The sequence below is a fragment of the Bradyrhizobium sp. UFLA05-112 genome, assembly GCF_053572325.1.
In genome coordinates this window covers 125788-143788 of record NZ_JBANBK010000011.1, presented here as the reverse complement: position 1 = coordinate 143788, position 18001 = coordinate 125788, and the positions used below count along the sequence as shown (strand labels likewise).

The following is an 18001-nucleotide window of genomic DNA, read 5'->3' as shown; positions in this document are numbered from 1 at the left end:
AGTGTACGGAGGCGAACAGATCGGTGACCCTGCGTTTTGTATGCCTCGGCTCCATCGAGCACGAGCTGTACGATGGCGAGGAAAAAGCACCAGATAAAGATGTTTTCTTCCCCTCGCGAGACCTTGATATCTTCCACCACTGTCCTCGCGCCTTCGCGCTCCACTTCGCGCGAGAAGCTCACTTCCCACTCGGCAGTGTCGATGCGAAAGTCGAAGTCAGCATATCGGTTCAGCAGCGGGCGGATGCGGTTGTCCATCTCCAACTCGTGCAGTCCCGCGAAGAAGCGCGAGTCCCTGTTGATCTTCAGCACCCGCTCGCGATCGTTCTGCAGGTCGTTGTCCCAGTTGAACAGATCTTCAGTAAAGGCGTTGAAGTACAGCGTATCGCGGTCGTCGCCGTTCTTGCCCAAGTCCTTGAACGCCCCCGAAAGTCGGGTCTTGCCGGTGCCGTTGTAGGCGTAGAGCAGTACAAATTTCTTCATTTCCAACTCCTTTCGGAGTTGCCGCGCGAGTTCGGGCAGATCAGGAAAGATCGTGACGGGCATACGCTAGACCTCCTCCGGCGCCGGGAACAGTTGCTGCAGGAGGCCCGTTTTGTGGGTCTTCAAAGAGTCAAGCTTGTCGGATTCGGCCGCGATCTGCGCGTCAGCGGAGACGAGGCAATCGGCAATCAGGCGCTGCTCAGTGAGCGACGGAACTGCGATGCTCAGCTCATTCCGAAAGGTCGTCGGATTGATGTTTGCCTGACTAATGCTGGGACGCGCCAGCGCTTTGATCTTCCTCTGATACAGCGTCGAGTTAAGGATAAAATTGCAGAACGCAGGAACAATTTGCGTGGTGTCCAGACGATACGTAACGATATAGGAAGCCGTCACGGCTTCCATGTCGAGATCAAAAAGCGAAATCTTTCCGACAAGGTCAAGGCTATTCGTCCTGTTCAGAAGAATGTCCCCGCGGATCAGGCGAATGGCTTCAAAGGATTCTCGGTCGAGATTAATGTAGGCTAGTTTCGCGTAACTCAGTCCGCCTTCGATCATGTTACCCATCCTCAGAACGGGGTAGCGCCCCTTCCCAGATGTGGGGCTCGATGTTCCGTAAAACGACTTGAGCACGAACTTGTCGAATGGGTGAGTCGTCCACTCTGGCCCATCGCGGAACTCAGGGAAGCGAAGGCGGGGAGCGATTTCGCCTTCGCGAGGAAAGAATTGCTGCATCAGGCCGCGCTTGTACATCTTCGAGGCTTCCACCCTTCGCCTCTGAGCGGCAATCACCTCGTCCAGAGACGTCAGGCAGTCGGCTATCTTCTTTTGCTCGGATGGATGCGGAGTCGGCACCGGCATCCTCATGAAGGTACCTGGCGTGATGCTCATGCGATCGTGCCTTGCGCCGGTACTCGCGGCGCTTCTGAGGTACGAGTGCCATCCGGTCGACCTGAAGTAGTGTTCGTAGAAGTCAGTCTTCTCAGCTGCGAACCTAAAGACGGTGTAGAGCGGCGACATCACGCCTTTGCCGATGTTATTCCGCGAGACGGGACCGACTGGCGCGATCGCAGAAGTCCGCGGGTTGTAAACATAATCACCGACGTCAACGACGTAGTAGCCGTCGACCTTGCCCGCAGTAGCGATCTCCCGGTCAAAGTAATCCCTCTGATCCAGTACGCCGTGCTCCGCAGAGTTGGTCAGGACTCTCGTTACTTTCCCGTTGGCATTCTTCGTGGAAACACGGTCAGCTATTTCCTCGAGCGGAGCTGCTTCCCAGCTCTGCACACCCCGGAACTCTGGAAACTGCAGCCGCGGCGCCACCGTTAATCTTGTTGCTTTCGCCACGCTTCAGTCCTCGTAAGCCTTGAGGCCCGAAATTTCTCGCCCCCCCGCTCGCTTCTTCAGCATCGGCACCAGATCGGTCATCAAAGCCAGCTCCTTCTGCGTGCGGGCCTTCCAGCCCAGTTTCAGAGGGGCTAGCAGCTCGGTAAGTTGCTCGCCGTCGAATATGCGGCGGGCGAGGATGCCGTCCACGAAGCTTTGCATCGCCGCCGCGGGCAGGCCGTGGCTGGTGGCGAAATCGGCCAGCTCACGGGCGGTCCTCTCGGACTTGAATTGCTGGTAGCCGGAGCGGATAGCTGACTCGTCCAGCCCCTCGCCGGCCTTGAGGCTCATGACGTAGTCGGTAATGTCGTCGCGCTCGTCGATGAACTTGGAGTCGGCCGCGATCAGGCCGATCAACTGCTCGCGGCTCATCGTGGCTTTGCCGGGCTTCTTGGCAGAGAAGTCGGCGATGAGCTTCATGATGTAGTCGTAGTCGATGGTGGCCGAGGCAAAAAGCACGAACTCGAAGTCGAGCTGGTCTACCTGCTCGCTCCTCTCTCCCCCCGGCTTGGCCTGCTGGGCGCGAAGGCGTTGCGCAGTTTCCAGATATTGGCCGCGGAAGGCGTTCAATTCTTCCTTGGGCAAGACGGTCTGGATGGCCACTGCCTGCTCGGGCGTCAAATCGGTATACTGATCGAGCTGGGTTTGCAGTTTCTGCACCTTCTTGAACGTCTCTACGAAGGCAAGGCGGGCCTCGTCGCCCTTGAGGTTTGCCACGTCTTCGGGTTTGCCCGCGAGGCCTTGCGACTGCATGAAGTTCTGCAGGGCTTGCGTAGCTGCCTTCAGCTTGTCGATGACGACGGCGGCCTTGTCCACCAGCCAGATCTCGCGCGCCTTGTCAGCCTTGGCGCCGGAGAAGAGCGCGATGGCAGCATCCACCGCGTCTTGCTGGCCTCGGAAGTCGAGGATGTGGCCGTAGGGCTTGGTGTCATTCAACACGCGATTAGTGCGACTGAAGGCCTGGATCAGCCCATGGTGCTTGAGGTTCTTGTCGACGTAAAGCGTGTTGAGGTATTTGCTGTCAAAGCCGGTGAGCAACATATCCACGACGATCGTGATATCTATCTTCTCGCGCCCCTTCTTCGGCAGGTCGACATTGGGAAACTGCTGGTCCTTGATGCGTTGCTGCACATCCTGGTAGTAGAGGTCGAATTCCTCGATGCGGTGATTAGTACCGAAGCGAATATTGTAGCTACGAATGATGTGTTGCAGCGCCTGCTTCTTGATGACCGGGTCTTTCTTATTGTCTTCCTGCTCCTGTGGCAGATCCTCCTGGATCTGTTTCACGTCGGCGCTCACGTCGCCGGGCGGTGAGAACACGGCGGTGATGTTCAGCGGTACGAAGGTGGGATCGGCCCGCTGCTTCTCGACCTGAGCCTGCTCGAACAGACCATGGTACTCGATCGCGTCGTTGATGGAGGCAGTGGCAAGGATGGCGTTGAACTTGCGGTTGCCCGTGGCGGCTTCATGCTTAGCGAGGATGGCGTCGACTATGGCGCGCTTGGCGAGCGTTTCGCCTTGCTTGGGTAGGTTTTTCCCATCGGGCTTGTAGTAGTCGACATGAAAGCGCAGGACGTTGCGATCCTCGATAGCATGGGTAATGGTGTATTCGTGCAGTGACTGCTGGAAGAGATCTTGCGTGGTCTTCAGCGTCTGAACGTCGCCTTCAATGCGCCTGTAGCTGGCGTTCTCCTCGAAAATCGGAGTACCGGTAAAGCCGAATAGCTGGGCCTTGGGGAAGAACTCCTTGATGGCCTGATGATTGTCGCCGAACTGCGAGCGGTGACATTCATCGAAGATAAAGACAATTCGCTTGTCGCGCAGCACCTCGAGCTGGTCGGTGTAAGTGCTCGCCCCGCTCTTCTCTCGGCTCTTGTTGCGCTTGCTGTTTTCGTCCAGCGCCAAGCCAAGCTTCTGGATGGTACAGACAATGACTTTGTCGGCCGCATTGTCTGACATCATGCGGCGGACCAGCTCACCGGTATTGGTGTTTTGCTCGACACAGCCTTCTTGGAAACGGTTGAATTCCTCGCGGGTCTGGCGGTCGAGGTCCTTGCGGTCGACCACAAAGAGGCACTTTTCGATGGCCGAGTTGGCCTTGAGCAGCGTGGAAGCCTTGAAGCTCGTCAGCGTCTTGCCGCTGCCGGTAGTGTGCCAGACGTAGCCGTTGCCGCTGTTCTCATCGATGCACTTGACGATGTTCTTGACGGCGTAGATCTGGTAGGGCCGCATCATCAGGAGCCTCTGCTCGCCGGCCACCAGCACCATATAGCGGCTGATCATCTGGCCAAGCGTGCATTTGGCCAAGAAGGCATCGGCGAATTCGTCAAGCCCGGTGATCTTGGTGTTGTCTGGCGCGGCGTACTGGTAGATCGGCAGAAAGCGCTCGTCGGCGTTAAAGCTGAAGTGACGAGTGTTGTTGTTGGCGAAGTAGTAGGTCGAGTCGCGGTTGCTGACGATGAACACCTGCATGAAGCACAACAGCGTGCGCGTGAAGCCATTACCGGGATCGTTCTTGTAGTCGACGACCTGCTCAATGGCACGGCGCGGGTTGATGCCGAGCGTCTTCAGTTCGATCTGGACCACCGGCACGCCATTAATGAGCAGGACGACGTCAAAGCGGTGGTGGCTGTAGTCGGTATTGATGCGCAGCTGATTGACGACTTCGAAGCTGTTCTTGCACCAGTCGTCGAGGTTTACCAGCGTATAGTTCAGCGGTGTGCCGTCTTCGCGGGTGAAGCTGTTGCGGGTGCGCAGGGTCTGGGCGGCGGTGAAAACGTCGGGCGTGACGATTTCTTCCAGCAACCGAGCAAACTCCTCGTCGGTTAGCCTGACCCGGTTGAGTTGCTGGAATTTCTCGCGGAAGTTAGCTTCCAGCGTTGCGCGATCGCGGATATCCTCACGGTAGCTGTACTTCAGCTCCTGAAGCTTCGAGATCAGCTCTCCTTCGAGAATGCGCTCGGACGATGTCATCTCGGGACCTCAGTGGTTGGATTCGTCAGCAAAGGCTAACACTTCGGTCCGCTCCAGCATCGTCACCCTTCATACTCTCTCCACCGCCTCCGGAAGGCCGACCCCGCCGAGGGCCGAGCTTGGCGCCATTGACTATCAGGGATCTCATACGCCCCCGATTCGCCAGAGGGTAGTCTTGGCCAGTTATGGCCGAACTTGCAAACGCGCGGCAAGGCGGACTTTGGTGGCCACGCCGGTACTTGCCGCGGTCCAGACGTTGGTCGAGCCAGAGAGATGCAAACCACTCCGCCACCAAGCACTTGGTTTTGCCGAGAAATGTCGTACTAGACGGATTTGGGGGTACTGAGATTGGGAGACAATTCGGTTCTCCGGACCTCTCGAACGCCAATATTGATCGGCGGTGGGATTTCTCTGGTGAGGAAAAATGCGGGAAATCGGCCGAATTTTTGGGCCTGCCTCCACATCGAAGCACGAGATGACTTTGGCTGGCTGGCGGAGAGAGTGTCAGCCAACCATTATTGAAAGATAGTGCATTTTCGACCTTCATAGACCAAAACCCACCATTTGAACTACCGCCAAATCGAATTTCGCCCTCGACACACCTGTTTCGCGCAACGACCCGTCATCGACAACGCTGAGATCAAGCGACCAGCGAAAGGCATCCCACACTCGCGGCTCGTCGTTCGAAGCTCGCCGCAAGTCATCCAGGCCTTCAGTTCACCATTCAGGCGTGGCCGCGCACCATCCGAGCCCCGCCGCTCATCATTCAGAGTTCGGTTAACGGCTCCCATCATCGGGCCCGTAGAGCACGCTTCCCCCAAGTCGCGACCGGACACCGCTCCGGTCAAATCCGCCATGCCCTACGCATGAAAAGAGGCCGCCCCAAACGTATGGGGCGGCCAGTGAATGTTCGTCGCGGGAGGAAGAGTACGACGAACGAATTGAGCACCTAACGCGTCAACGTCTTCCTACACACGCCGATTGAGCCGCCGCCTCCTCGGTTCAGAACGCGGCGGCGGCACATCGCCCTGCGCGTCTGGAAATACGCGCCTCGAAATCAAACGCACGTCTGCTTAGCGCTGCACAATAGCCACTAGGGGATCTTAACTAATGCAAAGACTCGGATATCGACGCCGAATTTCAGCGCAGAATGCGCATTTTGAGGGAGTTTCCGCCATGATGGCCGTTGCCTCTATTCGCGATTTTTGCGGGAAGCGCTGGACGCGCGGCGCTCATAATGGCAGGCGCCAGAGCCACTCACTTGCAGCCAGCCGAGCCGATTGTTTCCGTCTCGTCGAAGGAGCCTCGGCGAATGCTTGTGTCGACAATCGGAATGGCCTCACACCTGAAGCACTCGACGAAGTTGAACTTTGTCGCATTACGGCTCTCCTGATCGATCTTTGCACCCTTCAGCATGCCTCTCTGCGTCTGACGACGGATCGCTGGGGTTGCGAGCTGCTTAATCGCCCGCTCGCGATCGTGAGTCCCGCCAGCGTCATCCTGGTTATGAGCCCCCGCTCCTTCTTACGGTTTTCAAATTGACCGGCGACAGTCGCCTAGTCCCTAAGCCCTCGCGTTGCTTGCCCGCCCACTCTGTTTGCGCGTCAGCCGCGTCGAGCCTCTCCTGGCTGTGCTTTTGGTTGAACCTTCGGCTCACGTCCCGGCTCAACGACCCCGGTCTCACTGCCATTCCTATTGGGCTAGCCTGCTGCGGACATTCGGCTGACCTCGGTTGCTTGGCTCTCGAGCAGTCGCCGATAGATTCCGCCGGGCCGCTTAGTCAGCGTGCCGTGCGTGCCCTGCTCGGCGATGACACCATCGTCAAACACCAGAATGCGGTCGAGGCTGCGCACGGTCGACAGCCGATGTGCGATCACAATCGAGGTCCGGCCCTTCATCAACCGCTCCATCGCTTCCTGAATAAGGGCTTCCGATTCGGAGTCGAGGCTTGAGGTTGCCTCGTCCAGTACGAGGACCGGCGCATCCGCCAGGAAGGCGCGCGCCAAGGCGATGCGCTGCCGCTCTCCGCCTGAGAGCTTAACGCCGCGCTCGCCGACCAGCGTGCCATAGCCCCTGCGCAGGCGTAGGATGAACTCGTGCGCATTGGCAAGCCGCGCCGCCCGCTCGATCGCCGCCATACCAGCTCCGGGCCGACCATAGGCGATGTTCTCAGCAAGCGAACGGTGGAACAAGATCGGCTCCTGCTGCACCACCGCAATCTGACTGCGGAGCGATTGCTGTGTGGCTAGAGCAATGTCCTGACCGTCGATAAGAATGCGGCCGCCCGAGACATCATAGAGCCGCTGCACCAGCTTAACGAAGGTCGTTTTGCCGGAGCCGGAGCGGCCAACCAGACCAACCCGCTCTCCGGCTCGGATATCAACTGTTAGGCTGTCATAGAGGGGCGCTCGCTCACCGCCGTACTGGAAGGTCACGTGGTCGAATACGATCTCGCCGCCATCAATGGTGATCGGCCGCGCATCCGGCGCGTCCGCGATCCCGATCGGCTCGCCATGGATGGCGACCAGCTCCTCCATGTCGTCGACCGAGCGCTGGAGGTTGTTGATGTAAAAGCCGACATCGCGCAGATAACCGTGGATAACGTAGTAGCTGGTCAGCACATAGGTGACGTCGCCCGGCGAGGCGAGCCCCGCCATCCACAGCAGCACCGAGCCACCGATCACCGACGCCCGCAGACACAACAAGAGCGAATGCTGAGACATGGCGGCGTAGTTGTAGCGCCGCCAGGTTCGCCGCAGCCGCAGGCGCCAGCGGTCGATGGTGCGGGCGAGCCGAGCATTCTCGCGCCCTTCAGCGCCGAACGATTTCACCACCGCATTACAAGTGAGGGCATCGGCCAGCGTGCCGCCGACCTTGGTGTCCCAGGCGTTGGAAACACGTGCGGCAGGCGCAATATAACGGACCGTGAATGTCAGCGTCACCGCGACAGAGATTGCCGTACCAACCGCGATCACGCCACCCAACGCAGGCCAATGCAGCCCAAGCAGGATCATCGAACCTAGCAGTACCGTCAGGGACGGCAACAGGGACATCAGGATGGTGCTGTTGAGCAGGTCGAGGGCCCACATGCCGCGCGTGATCTTCCGCACGCTCGAACCGGCGAAAGAGTTGGCGTGCCAATCTGTTGAGAACCGCTGGATGCGTATGAACGTATCGCGCGCCACGTCCGACATCGTCTGAAGTGTGAACGGAACGATTGCGTGCAGACCTATGAGGCGCAGGATGACCGAAACCAGGCCAAGGGCGACGATGCCGCCGAAGGCAGCCAGCGCCGCATATCGCGCTGCCTCGTTGTAGGGGCCTAACGTCAATGCGTCGACCAGCTGGCCGGAGTAGACCGGCATGAATAGGTCTGCCGCCGTTGAGCCGAGGAAGCCAACCAGTACGAGCGCGGCGCGGTAGGGCTGTAGCAACCAACGGCGAAAAACGAAGGGAAGGACTGCCCGGATCGCGATAGGACGTTTGCCAGCTAGATCGGTCATACCGCAATCCGGCCATTACTAGCGTACAAATCGGCTCCGTCTGAATTTTGTCCCGCCTCGCAAACGCGCGATCGCGCACCGGCATTCGGTCGGGATTCCTTCTTCAAGCGAAGCGTTCGATGCCAACCGTCTGAGCGGCTCGGATCAGGCTCCACAGCTTTCCGCGGAAGCCTGGCGGTCTCCCGCGAGGGAGAACGCCTCCCCTCATTCGCCATTAGGCGCCTTAAGAATGCGCTCATTGTGACATCTGTGCGCGAGGACGACCTCTGCTTCAAAAGATTACGGTCGCCGCAAAGCAGATCTCGCAGGACGACGCCCCGTCTGCTTTGTGAAGCTTCCGTGCAGCGTGAGAGGTCGGCGGCACAAAGAGCGTCCATCATGGTGTTCGAGGAAAAGAAAGGATTGCATTTCATGACAGCAGGCGGGGAGACAGCACACCCATCAGGTTCGGCGGGCGAGATTTATGTTGGATCCCGAAGACGCGCGGGATGCTCATGCTGTGCCAGTGTCGGTCATCTCAATCAATTGCTAAGGCTGGTAGTTGACTTGGGCCAAGGCGCCGCAAGGCCGACCCGTAGATAGCTGGTTACGTAACTACTGAGTGGATAAGTATCGAAATTGGCCTCTTGCCGGACACCACATCACGGCGAGGGACATCGGCTGCAAGCGCAATAGAGATCGACCAAATCACCAGTCTGCACACCTGACAACAGATCGGCCACACGGCGATCGCGACTTTCAAATTTCCGGGAGCCAACTCTGCCGTTAATGGGTCGAGTGTGACCGTCAGGCCAGTTTGCCGGTCCAGCAGACGACTGCCTGCCGGCCACGAAAGCCTTGCAAAAAGACGCACCGATGCAACCCACCTAATCAACGTTCGCGAGCCACCAGAGCTGCAGCCATGAGACTACCTTCAGTTATCAGAATATTGAGTGCGACCAGAAGATTGAGACCAAGACCTCGGAAGCGTCACTATCCGCTATCTGAATGCGTCGCATCCAAAAAATCGATTTCACCGACCCACATTCTGCCGGGTAGGAAAAGTGCCAGCCATTGAGCAAGATGGTAGATTTCCTGTCGGGAAAACTACGATGAGTATGACATCATGGACGCGGCAACTCCCTTATGGGCGCGGTCTTCGGCGACCGCTGCACCAGCAGCTAGATTGGGGGCAAGGGCGCCTGTAAGTGCCAAAAACGATGGTCATGTCCTAGTTTTCAGCAAGACGGACCGATCGCGCTGCGCCGGCCCCTACCCACAACAGCTTTGCGACACTTTAAACCAGCGTATGTTGAGACAGCAACCAAGGAATGAATTGACCGTCAGTCAGTTTCCCATCTACACGTGGGCTCGCCCCCCAGACTTCTATGCCTTGCCGCCGGTGAAGCCAACGTGAATCCCGCTTGGACCGGCCATGGACTAGATACCGCGGCGGGCCAAGCAATCCTCTCGCAACGAGCTGCGACCACTGATCTCAAGCCCTCAGATGCGGCATGAGTACACCGGCAATTGCGTGGGCCACATCCCGAGGATGTTCAAGATGAACGTGCAGGACCTTGCTCGACTCAAAACACACGCACTGCCTCAGCATTTGCGGCGCCTCGAGGCTGAGTCGATCGAGATCATGCGCGAGGTTGTCGCCGAGTTCAAGAAGCCGGTGATGCTCTATTCGATAGGTAAGGATTCCAGCGTCATGCTGCACCTTGCCATGAAAGCCTTCTATCCGGCAAAGCTGCCTTTCCCGTTGATGCACATCGATACGACCTGGAAATTCCGGGAGATGATCGCCTTTCGCGACGAAACGGCCAGACGCATCGGGGGCGATCTGATTGTCCATGTGAACAAGGACGGCATCGCGCGCGGCATCAATCCCATCGAGTCCGGCTCCGCGCTCCATACGCAGGTTATGAAGACCGACGCGCTCAAGCAGGCGCTCGACCTGTACGGATTTGATGCGGCATTTGGTGGCGCACGACGGGACGAAGAGAAAAGCCGTGCCAAGGAGCGCATATTTTCGTTTCGTTCGTCGGGACACGCCTGGGATCCGCGCAACCAGCGGCCCGAACTCTGGAACCTGTTCAACACCCGCATCCGGCAGGGCGAAACGATGAGGGTGTTCGCGATGTCGAATTGGACGGAGCTCGATATCTGGGAATACATCATGTTCGAAAAAATCTCCGTGGCCCCTCTCTATTTTGCGAAACGGCGACCTGTGGTGCATCGGAACGGCACCTTGATCATGATGGACGACGAGCGGCTCCCACTCCGGCCAAACGAGACCACCGAGATGCGGACGATCCGCTTCCGCACCCTTGGGTGCTACCCCCTGAGCGGCGCCATTGAGTCGGAAGCCACGACCATCGAGGACATCGTAGCCGAAATGCGCCTTGCGAAAGTATCGGAGCGCCAGGGGCGTCTCATCGACACTGATGAGTCGGCTTCGATGGAGAGGAAGAAGCGGGAAGGATACTTTTGATGGATACGGACGCTGTTCGCTGCCTCGGCGAGCCCGTTAGCAAAGATCAACTGCGGTTCATCACTTGTGGCTCGGTCGATGACGGCAAATCGACGCTGATCGGGCGCCTCCTGCATGACAGCAAGATGATCTATGAGGACCATCTGCAGGCGCTCGCGCGCGACAGCGCAAGGCACGGCACGACGGACGAAGAGATCGACTTTGCCCTGTTGGTCGACGGCCTGGAAGCTGAGCGCGAACAAGGTATTACCATCGACGTCGCCTATCGGTTCTTCACCACGTCGCGCCGATCGTTCATGGTCGCCGATACGCCAGGTCACGAACAATATACCCGCAATATGGCGACCGGCGCCTCCAACGCGCAGCTCGCCATCATTCTGATCGATGCGCGCAAGGGAGTACTGGTGCAAACCAGGCGCCACTCGTTCATCTGCTCGCTATTGGGCATCCGGCATGTCCTTGTCGCCGTTAATAAAATTGACCTCGTTGACTACCGGAAGGATGTCTACGACGGCATCGTGAGCGACTACGTCGGCTTTGCTTCGGCGCTCGGCTTCAAGTCGATCGTTCCAATCCCAATCTCTGCCAGACATGGCGACAACATCATATATCGATCCGGCAATACCGATTGGTATCACGGCCAGTCCCTGCTGGATTACCTCGAGACTATCGACATTCAGCCCGAGACGACCGATCTGCCCTTCCGCTTTCCGGTACAGTGGGTGAACCGCCCCAATCTGGATTTCCGGGGGTATGCGGGCACGATCGCCTCAGGAAACATCGCGGTTGGCGACGAAATCATCGTGGCGGCATCGGGTCGCAGCTCGCGCGTGATGCGGATTGTAACCGGTGATGGTGATCTTGCGGGTGCAGAAACTGGCGATGCAGTGACCATCACGCTCGAAGATGAGATCGATATTAGCCGAGGCGATGTCTTGGCAGGTCCCACGCAGCGCCCCGAGGTCGCCGACCAGTTTGCCGCTCATCTGATCTGGATGGATGAAGAGCCGATGATGCCGGGCCGCTCCTATGCATTTCGGATTGGCACGCAATCGATTGCTTCCGGCAACGTCACGCGTATCAAATACAAGATCGACGTCAATACCCGTGAGCCTCCCCTTGCGGCGGCCACGCTGGGCCTCAACGATATCGGCTTCTGTCACGTCGCGACCATTCGGCCCGTGAGCTTCGATCCGTACCACGTCAATCGGCGCACTGGGTCCTTCATCGTGATCGACCGCTACACCAACCGTACGGTTGGTGCGGGAATGATTGATTTTCCGCTGCGCCGCTCGAGCAACGTCGCCTGCCAACCGCTGACGATCGGCATGCAAGAACGTGCCGCGCTCAAGCGGCAGAAGCCGTGCATCATCTGGCTCACCGGCCTTTCCGGCTCCGGCAAGTCGACGATTGCCAATATCGTCGACCAGAAGCTGTTCGCGATGTCGCATCACACGATGCTGCTGGACGGCGACAATCTCCGTCACGGCCTCAACCGTGATCTCGCTTTCACTGAAGCAGATCGGATCGAAAACATTCGACGAGCTGGTGAAGTGGCGAAACTGATGCTTCAAAGCGGCCTGATCGTCGTCTGCTCATTTATCTCACCCTATAAGGCGGAGCGGGACATGGTCCGCAACTTCGTGGGGAAGGGCGAATTCGTCGAGGTCTTTGTGGATACGCCGATAGACGAATGCGTCCGGCGTGATCCGAAGGGCCTTTATGCCAGGGCAAAGTCAGGCAATATCAAAAACTTTACTGGTATCGATGCCCCGTACGAAGCGCCGAACGCGCCGGAGGTGTACTTGAAGACACTGGACGAGCCACCGGAGCAGTTGGCGGATCGGGTTCTGGATGCACTTGCCACCCAAGGGATTATTTCCCTGACATAGCCGGACAGAGGTACCCAACGCGAACAAATGAGGCGAAGTTAGCTTCGCCCATTTCAACTGCTTAAATCTTCGGCTCGAAACTACTCACGGGTCATAGCGGAGATCGCAATTCAGCTGACCAGTCCAGATTTGCAAAAAGTCTGCGTCGCTAGCAGGTCTAGCCAAGCTGACAACAAGCAGACGTTGCGTTTGTCGCAGGCCGCTGTTGAGCCGCGGTCGTCTTACCCCGAAGTGTGAGCACCGATCTGTAGCTCGAGTGTTTGGACTTGCTGACTGACTTAATCGATGCGGTACAAGTGCAGGGCAGCATAGAGACGCTCTTGAGACCGGCGAACATGATGGAATGATTGAATGACCAAAAGAGCATTAGCCAGAAGCGCAGGGCTCACTTGGTCAAGTGAAGCGGTCCATCCTCATCAGTCAGCCACTTCTCGTAAGAGTTCACTGGACATTGTTAGCGTCCAGCTCCCGGCAGACAGTAGCCCACCCACATGAAACACGTTTTCGTTTCCGGGCTTGAATGGAGAATTGCTTGGCCTCAAAAGATGTCCGCGCACGTTAAAACTTCCGAAATTCTCATAGCACCATCCTTTCTCTCTCGATCAGAGCAAAGACATGCTATCATTCGCGCGAACTAGAAGAAGGAGGTTCATACGGCCCAAGTCTCCTTGACCTTACATTTTTGGCCGGATGGGCGTGATTAACGGAGATGCGCGCGGCAACCACGATCTGTAGCCCGCGGCGCGCCTGACAATCTCCAAAACATTTTTTCATGACATCTTCCTGTTGGACTGAAAGCCGCGGTTATCGCCTATTCTTAAGGCGACGGCACAATTTTGACGCGCGCGCGATATCCGCGGCGTCATATTGAAGTGATAGCGCATATCGACGGAACTTCAGGAGGATAAGCTTCGTTCAGAAAAGTGAAGCTTGTTCAATGATGAGCCTTGGCAACCGCACATGAGCTCCAGGCCTTGATCTATAGAGTGGTAGCATGACGATTTCGAACGGGCGGCACGTGATTATCGTCGGCGGCGGCGCCAGCGGTGTCCTGCTCACCCATCAATTGCTGCATCAGCCGACCAGCGATCTACGCGTCACGCTGATCGAACAGCGTTCCGACATCGGACGCGGCATTGCTTATCACACGGGCAATCCTGATCACCTGCTCAACGTACGCGCCTCAAATATGAGCGCGCTGCCCGGCCAACCAGATCACTTCTGGCGTTGGCTGACCTCGCGTGACGCAGATGCATCGCTGTATCGCGATCCTTTTTGCTTTGTGCCACGACGCGTCTATGGCGACTACATCGCCAGTTTGCTCGAGCAGCAGACATCTGAGCCGACGGACGCACCGCGTTTGTCGATCGTGCACGGGAGTTGCGTCGATATCAACGAAGGTCCAGCCTGCGTGTCGGTCAAGCTGGCTGACGGCCGATTGCTGATGGCCGACACGGTCGTTCTCGCAACCGGACATGATACGAGAGCTAACCGGCCGGCTCATGCGAATCCCTGGGCACCACCATCGACTGCTGGAGTCGACACCGATGCCACCGTACTGATCCTGGGCACGGGCCTTACCATGGTCGACTACGTTCTGTCGCTATTGCGCGACGGCCATCGCGGGCCGATCATCGCTATGTCACGGCGCGGCCTGCTCGCAAAACCCCACCGCCACGTCGATGCTTTGCGAATTGAAGAGCGGGATGTTCCTTTCGGCGCGAGCATTAGCAATCTGCTGCGCTGGCTTCGTGATCGCATAGACCGGAATGCGGCCCAAAGCGGCGACTGGCGCAGCGTCATCGACGGCCTTCGACCCTATACCCAGCGACTGTGGCATGAGCTTCCGCTAGTATCGAAACGCCGCTTTCTCGAACACGCGCGCGCTTGGTGGGACGTGCATCGTCATCGGATGGCTCCGGAAGTCGAAGCACGCATCACCCAGACGCTTGACAAGGGTCAGCTCACCCTGATGGCAGCAAAGGTGATCAACGTCGAGGCCAACACGACCGGCGCCAGAGTCAAGTACCGCAGGCGGGGCGATGCCACTTCTGTCGACATACAGGTCGGCGCCGTCGTCGATTGCACCGGCATCGTCAAAGATCCACGCGCTACGCTCAATCCGGCCGTGCGCAGTCTATTGGATCGTGGCCTTTGCCGCGTCGATCCGCTCTGCATTGGCATCGAGACTGATCGCAACTGTGCGGTCATCAGCCGCGCCGGCACGGCCTCGTACCGCCTATTCGCGGTGGGTCCGCTCACGCGCGCGGCCTTTTGGGAGATCATCGCGATACCTGACATTCGCAACCAATGCGCGGCACTCGCGGCGCTCCTCGCCGATACCGCCGGCGAGCATCAATCCGTCGCGCACCTTGAACGCGTCTGACTGCTGACGCTCCCGCGAACGATTGCTTCGACCCCTGCTGGGGTGGCGCCAGCATGAGCGGCCCGATTCTCTGTTCGTTACCTGAACTGCTCTGCTCGAACGGCTACGTTCAGAACACAGCGTCCAGCTCTCCGATACTGCCAAGATTTCAAAATCCGTCAGGGTCGGCCGTAATGTTGGCGAACACAAGCATTGTATGGGCGACAGCTGTCTGCCTTTAAAAAGGTGCAGCCCGCAGAGACATTCGTGAGAGCGGCACAACTTCCCGCGGCGAGCACGCCGTTCCAGATTGAGGTGACAGCCGTCGACCTCGATAACAAAGTTGAACATGAGACGACACCTCCTATCAGCCTACCTGATCCTTCTCGCCCTACCTCGGATTGCCCATGCGGCCAAGTCCACCGAAGAGCAGATGCTGACGCTTTCTCCGGAAACGCGACTCGAGCAGCGTTGCGATGCACGCGCGATGGGAGCAATCGGCCGCGAGCACCGGGGCTTTCGGCCGGACGAATTCGTCGCCTACGCTTTCGCCGATCCGGTCATTCGCGGCCATGCCATAGCCGCGGGCGGCGCCGCATTGCGAAGCCGCGGCGTGTGGTACCACGTCGCGTATCGTTGCGAAACGAGCGACGACGGCCTAACAATTCGGTCATTTAGCTATACCCTCGGGACGCCAGTGCCCAGACCCGAGTGGGATCAGCACTATTTGGTGCCTTAAGACTACAAGCGCAGAGAGTTCAGAGCTGCGAAGCAAAATCCGCGCGGTGTTCGCATTGCCTCGCCCATCAGCAGCCTTTTCCCTGCCTGCGTCGCCGCGTCCGGCTCATCCGTTGCTCCAAGTAATGCTTAAACAAGCTGACGTGTAGGTGCGCTTGCCTTAGAGGGCAAGACGAAGGGGACCGTCAACCGGCACCTGACGGAAGTGAGTAGCAAGTTTCTCAAGATCAAGGGGAGGTGCGACATGAGGAACGGACATGAGTGGCCGGATAAGCGTGCCGCGGCTTGCTCGGCGGCGCCTTATCTGATGGTCGGCCCACGCCACAAACGCAGCACCTCACGTTGCTTCAGGTGCGTCATGAAGCTGGTCTACAGCGCTGGAATTGAACGTTCCAGCCTCACAAACTCACTTGCTCAAACGGCGAGCCTCACCCTGGTCGGCCAGCTGCTTGACGTAGAAAATGACTGTATATCCGTGCAGCATCCCTTGCCGGCGGCGAACATAGCCAGCGGTCTCATAGAGTTTTTGAGCCGCTACTTGGATCGTTGTCGTATCGAGCACGATGCACTTGAACCCCAGAGCAACGGCTCTCAATTCCAATTCACGAAGGAGGCGCCTTCCAAACCCTCGTCGCCGAAAGGCCGGATCGACCCGCATGCGCTTCAGCTGTGCAACGTCAACATCAACAGGCTTCAATCCTCCCATGGCGACGAGTCGGGAACCAATATGGGCAGTTAAGAAGTAGCCGCCCGACCTGATATATACTTCGCCTACATTGCTTAAATCATCCTCCCACGCGCCTTCTGGGCCACGTGCACCACCATGTTCGGATGCAGCTCTATGCAGATGCCACACATCATCGGCATCCCCTGGCTCAAACCGACGAAAGATCACCTCGTCTTGAGACATCGACATCCGCTGCGGACTGGCATCAGGGGCCAGCCCCTTTCCCGTCATTATCCTTTTGCCCACGCAGATAGCACCCTCAAGCTTATTGACGCGCCGTCGTTAAGAGCCGCTGCAAAAGGACAGCGTCAATACTTTCAGATGCCTCAACTCCGACAAGTGGTCGACCAGGCTCGACCGTATATTTCAAAGCCGTGGTATGGTGCATCAGGGTAAACCGATCCAACGCTCGAACACAGGAGCCGCACAGCCTTCGGATTTCACTGTCGCCGTGCTCAATGACGGGCGAAATGGTTGCACCCCCAGGGAAGTCTGCTTTTCCTTCCAGCCAACCTGGCTTGAGACACGCGCCTTCCTTGTCCTGCGCCAACCAGCGGAATACCTCGTGAATGTACGCTTGCGGATAGTATTCGGATAGCCGATATACATCCGTAAAGAACTGCGGTTTCTGAAGGAAAAGCTCTTTGCCGATCAGCAGCACTGAGATAGCCACAATACGGGCAGAGAATCTGCCGCTTGGGCCAAGCCTATTCTTGTAAGGATTCTTTGCGTAAAACACGCGGAATTGGCCAAATAGATCCGGCGACATATGTTCAAAGCGCGCCAGGACATGATTCGCTGTCTCAAGGTGCTCCACGCACAGCGCAAGACATTGACGCGCATCCGTGTCAGCCGCATCTCGCAACTCGAGTAGAGCGTCAATCGCCAACTGTAATTCGCTTTCGATGAATTGATGGCCTAAGCAAAAATCTCGTTCCTCGACGCCGGCCGCTCCGAGGCAGTATAGACGCGGATCGTTCTGCACCGGATTCGTAAGTATCATATCGTCATAGGAGAGGACATCAATGCCAGGCTGCCGCTGACGGGTTAAGCGGGCAAGGCGACCTAGCGCTTCCCCCACCGTCAATTCGGCGTCTTCGGGATGGAGGCTGGCAAACGCGGACATGTGATAGGCACAATTGGTGAGATACTGGATGTCTGTCTTTGCGATCTCGAAATCGGACTGCGGTAGCCGGCGTAACAGCGCATCATAGTCCGAGTCCGCCACAATGGCGCTGATAGCGCGACCGAGTGCCCTAACCGCTTCATCCGGCCGCTCGCTGCCTTTGATCTCCGCAATACGATGTGGCAATTCATCGACGACAAAATTGCTGAGTCGCTCCAGTGGTCGTTTTCGTTGGCGAGGATCAATGCTATCTGTCGCATGAGAAAATATGTCTTGCGCGCAGTAGCGCTGGGGTTCTTGGGCGGAAGGGGAAATACTGCCGACCATAGCGAGCAC

At 57.8% G+C, this 18001-nt stretch carries 10 protein-coding genes and 1 pseudogene; 5 read left to right on the top strand and 6 right to left on the bottom strand.

From position 1 onward, the window contains the following. The 3 genes and pseudogenes from SO180_RS09270 to SO180_RS09260 form a co-directional block, all read right to left on the bottom strand. Nucleotides 1-545, bottom strand: a pseudogene (locus SO180_RS09270) (hypothetical protein); the annotation flags it as partial. 3 nt (nt 546-548) lie between these two features. Beyond that, the gene (locus tag SO180_RS09265) at nt 549-1826 is read right to left on the bottom strand and encodes a restriction endonuclease subunit S (RefSeq protein WP_449378495.1); all 1278 of its coding nucleotides are present in this window, start codon (nt 1824-1826) and stop codon (nt 549-551) included. Nucleotides 1827-1829: 3 nt separating this feature from the next. Further along, nucleotides 1830-4838 (bottom strand): type I restriction endonuclease subunit R, encoded by a 3009-nt coding sequence (locus tag SO180_RS09260; RefSeq protein WP_449378494.1) that lies wholly within the window; start codon nt 4836-4838, stop codon nt 1830-1832. Between the two features lie 1176 nt (nt 4839-6014). On the opposite strand from SO180_RS09260, the gene SO180_RS09255 reads away from it, so the two are divergent. Continuing rightward, nucleotides 6015-6380: a hypothetical protein gene (locus SO180_RS09255; RefSeq protein ID WP_449378493.1), complete on the top strand. Its 366-nt coding sequence runs from the start codon at nt 6015-6017 to the stop codon at nt 6378-6380. A 158-nt stretch (nt 6381-6538) separates the two neighbouring features. Here the strand turns inward: SO180_RS09255 and SO180_RS09250 are convergent, their stop codons facing one another. Then, on the bottom strand, nt 6539-8341 hold the full coding sequence (locus tag SO180_RS09250; protein ID WP_449378492.1) for an ABC transporter ATP-binding protein: 1803 nt from the start codon (nt 8339-8341) through the stop codon (nt 6539-6541). A 1540-nt stretch (nt 8342-9881) separates the two neighbouring features. Between SO180_RS09250 and cysD the strand changes: the two genes are divergently transcribed. From cysD to SO180_RS09230, 4 genes are all read left to right on the top strand, one after another. Next, nucleotides 9882-10817, top strand: coding sequence for a sulfate adenylyltransferase subunit CysD (gene cysD, locus SO180_RS09245; RefSeq protein WP_449378491.1), 936 nt, complete (start codon nt 9882-9884; stop codon nt 10815-10817). After that, complete coding sequence (cysN, locus tag SO180_RS09240) at nt 10817-12709, top strand: sulfate adenylyltransferase subunit CysN (RefSeq protein WP_449378490.1); 1893 nt, start codon at nt 10817-10819, stop codon at nt 12707-12709. Before cysD ends, cysN begins: the two co-directional genes overlap by 1 nt. A 994-nt stretch (nt 12710-13703) precedes the next feature. Continuing rightward, nucleotides 13704-15095, top strand: coding sequence for an FAD/NAD(P)-binding protein (locus SO180_RS09235; RefSeq protein WP_449378489.1), 1392 nt, complete (start codon nt 13704-13706; stop codon nt 15093-15095). Nucleotides 15096-15423: 328 nt separating this feature from the next. Further along, nucleotides 15424-15813 (top strand): DUF930 domain-containing protein, encoded by a 390-nt coding sequence (locus SO180_RS09230; RefSeq protein ID WP_449378488.1) that lies wholly within the window; start codon nt 15424-15426, stop codon nt 15811-15813. A 405-nt stretch (nt 15814-16218) separates the two neighbouring features. Here SO180_RS09230 and SO180_RS09225 read toward each other — a convergent pair whose 3' ends face one another. Both SO180_RS09225 and SO180_RS09220 read right to left on the bottom strand, forming a co-directional pair. Next, a complete protein-coding gene (locus SO180_RS09225; protein ID WP_449378487.1) occupies nt 16219-16770 on the bottom strand; it encodes a GNAT family N-acetyltransferase in 552 nt (183 codons plus the stop codon). 34 nt (nt 16771-16804) lie between these two features. Further along, nucleotides 16805-17992, bottom strand: coding sequence for a hypothetical protein (locus SO180_RS09220; protein WP_449378486.1), 1188 nt, complete (start codon nt 17990-17992; stop codon nt 16805-16807). Nucleotides 17993-18001: the final 9 nt, after the last annotated feature.

Bases quoted from the DNA above. Each gene is read 5' to 3' on its own strand.
- SO180_RS09235 (WP_449378489.1), top strand. From the start codon at position 13,704: ATGACGATTTCGAACGGGCGGCACGTGATTATCGTCGGCGGCGGCGCC.
- SO180_RS09250 (WP_449378492.1), bottom strand. From the start codon at position 8,341: ATGACCGATCTAGCTGGCAAACGTCCTATCGCGATCCGGGCAGTCCTT.
- cysN (WP_449378490.1), top strand. From the start codon at position 10,817: ATGGATACGGACGCTGTTCGCTGCCTCGGCGAGCCCGTTAGCAAAGAT.
- SO180_RS09260 (WP_449378494.1), bottom strand. From the start codon at position 4,838: ATGACATCGTCCGAGCGCATTCTCGAAGGAGAGCTGATCTCGAAGCTT.
- SO180_RS09230 (WP_449378488.1), top strand. From the start codon at position 15,424: ATGAGACGACACCTCCTATCAGCCTACCTGATCCTTCTCGCCCTACCT.
- cysD (WP_449378491.1), top strand. From the start codon at position 9,882: ATGAACGTGCAGGACCTTGCTCGACTCAAAACACACGCACTGCCTCAG.
- SO180_RS09220 (WP_449378486.1), bottom strand. From the start codon at position 17,992: ATGGTCGGCAGTATTTCCCCTTCCGCCCAAGAACCCCAGCGCTACTGC.
- SO180_RS09255 (WP_449378493.1), top strand. From the start codon at position 6,015: ATGATGGCCGTTGCCTCTATTCGCGATTTTTGCGGGAAGCGCTGGACG.
- SO180_RS09225 (WP_449378487.1), bottom strand. From the start codon at position 16,770: ATGACGGGAAAGGGGCTGGCCCCTGATGCCAGTCCGCAGCGGATGTCG.